This window comes from Thermoflexibacter ruber (genome assembly GCF_900113045.1).
GTDB classification, from domain to species: Bacteria; Bacteroidota; Bacteroidia; order Cytophagales; family Thermoflexibacteraceae; genus Thermoflexibacter; species Thermoflexibacter ruber.
The window spans coordinates 1-2,056 of sequence record NZ_FONY01000007.1; the positions used below are offsets into that span (position 1 = coordinate 1).

At 36.4% G+C, this 2,056-nt stretch carries 2 protein-coding genes; one reads left to right on the forward strand and one right to left on the reverse strand.

The genetic code is table 11. The features are described 5' to 3' along the window. Window positions 1–346 (forward strand): transposase (locus BM141_RS05240; protein WP_177217269.1); only part of this gene is annotated, 346 nt, incomplete at its 5' end. On the opposite strand, the gene cas13b is transcribed toward BM141_RS05240, so the two are convergent. Beyond that, on the reverse strand, window positions 321–1,889 hold the full coding sequence (gene cas13b, locus BM141_RS05245; RefSeq protein WP_091541255.1) for a type VI-B CRISPR-associated RNA-guided ribonuclease Cas13b: 1,569 nt from the start codon (window positions 1,887–1,889) through the stop codon (window positions 321–323). The two genes, BM141_RS05240 and cas13b, sit on opposite strands and share 26 nt — an antisense overlap. Between the last annotated feature and the right edge of the window lie 167 nt (window positions 1,890–2,056).

Sequence of the window (2,056 nt, forward strand, 5' to 3'; positions counted from 1 at the left end):
GAAACTCTATGAGCAATTGCAAGCATGTCACCCTGACAAGGAAAAGATTTATGTGATTTGTGATAATGCACGATATTACAAAAATAAGCACTTACAAGAAAAATTGGCAAGTAGCAGGATAAAACAGCTTTTCTTGCCTGCTTACTCGCCTAATCTTAATCTAATTGAAAGATTATGGAAATTTATGCGTAAAAAGGTCATTGATACTTGTTTTTATAGGAAGTTTCAAGATTTCAAGGAAAAGGTCTGTGAGTTTTTTACCCATATTGCCCAATATAAGCAGGAATTAGAAACCTTAATTTCTTGGAATTTTCATATCCCTAAAACCAAAACCAATTTTTATTGAGTATAATAAGTCTTGCTTGCTTGTCATTATCAGGTTTTTCTGAATAAAATTTGCCGTCTTTGGTTTTAAAGAGTTTGAGGGCGATACGGTTACTTGAAATATGATATTGTGGAGAAAACTGCACAATCGTTCCTACTTTCAGTTCTTCTTGTTTCATTTCTCCATACTTATCTTGTATTTCATTTACTTCTAATTCTTTGGGTAGGTTTATTTTATCTGCAAAGTCCGAAGGTTTCCCAAAGGCATGAACTTCTTTGAGAATCAATCTTTGCCCGTCTTGCTCTACCAACTCCCCTAATTCGTTCTTCTCCAGCATCTTGGGCTTTTTATAGACATCTGTAACCAATTTGCCTAAGTAAATCTGAAAGCGCAAGTCAGGGAAGGCATTGGTTTCATCTAAGTATTTCAAAATGAAATAAGGTAAGCGGTCTTGGTGTCTAAGCATTTTTTGGATAGTAACAAGGTTGCCTTCCTCATCTGTTTGGAGTACAGAGCCTTCTTTGTAATTGATGTCTTTCTCAAAATAAGCTCTATTTGTTTCAGAAAGCAAGTTATAAAGCACTTTGGGGCAGCGGTTTAGTTCGTTGAGGATATCCAAAAGCATATCAGAACTCTCTAAACGCGGCTGAGGCAAGTGGCAACAGTGGTGCATATACATTGCCCTTACTGCCCAAAAGTAAGAGGCATCAGTGCGTTTAAAGCCTGAAATACTACTTAGAAAGAGGTTTGCTTGCTCTTTAGAGAGAAAAAGGCAAATAAAAAATACTAAGCCTTTTTTTGAAAAGCGATGAGGGTTGTTTTTCTTCCAAAAGCTATGATACGGGCTTTCCTTGTCTTGTATGAGTTTATTTAACTCTGCTCCACTGATGTTAGGGTATCTTTTGAGCAAGTTCTCTTTTCTTTCCTTTTTCTCTTTGAGTTGGAAATGCGCTTGTTGTGCTTTAAGTAGCTCATCTCTTAAAACTTCTTCTTTTTGTTTTAAATCATTGATTTCCCATGTTTGCTTTTTTCTTTTAGCAAGACTCAAGCCCTTTTTACACTTGTCTAACTCTTCTTTTTTCTTTTTTACCTCTTCGTAAGACTTGCTTACCTGCTCCTCGCTTGCATAAGTAGTAAAGGTCTTGATAAAGTCCTCTCTAATCAAATCTAAGTCAGCAAATTGGCATTTTTGCCAATCTATGCTTTGCTCGTAATAATGACTATAAAAATTTCGGTATTCGTTCAAGGTTTTCAAAGCCTTTTGCAACTTGGTTTTAAGGGCTTCAAAATTATCCGTTTGGGTAGCATCTTGGCTAAAACCCAAAGCACACAAAAAAGGGAAACCCTCCATGAGTAACCTTCTGCTTAGGATTTTTAGAGGTAGGGTTTTGATTTCTTTATTGGTGAGGATATGTAAGGCATAGGCATCATTATCTAATTTTCCTTCTTCTACATCTGCTTTGCCCAGCTTCTCATTGACCTCATTGATAATCAGGTACGCATTGTGCTGGGCAGTATTGAGGAAAGCACCGAAGAGGGCTTTTTGTGTAGGCTCGTGGGTCATACTAACAAAAAAATTTGAAGGTGAAACATGGACTTAATTTTGGAAAAAAAAAGCAAACTTCCAAGGCTTGTGGTGTAAAATTTTAACAAAAAAACTGAGGGTAAGCGGCTCAAAAATGCCTCTATACCCTCAGTTTTTTTCATAGAAAAAGTGCTATAAGCCAATGA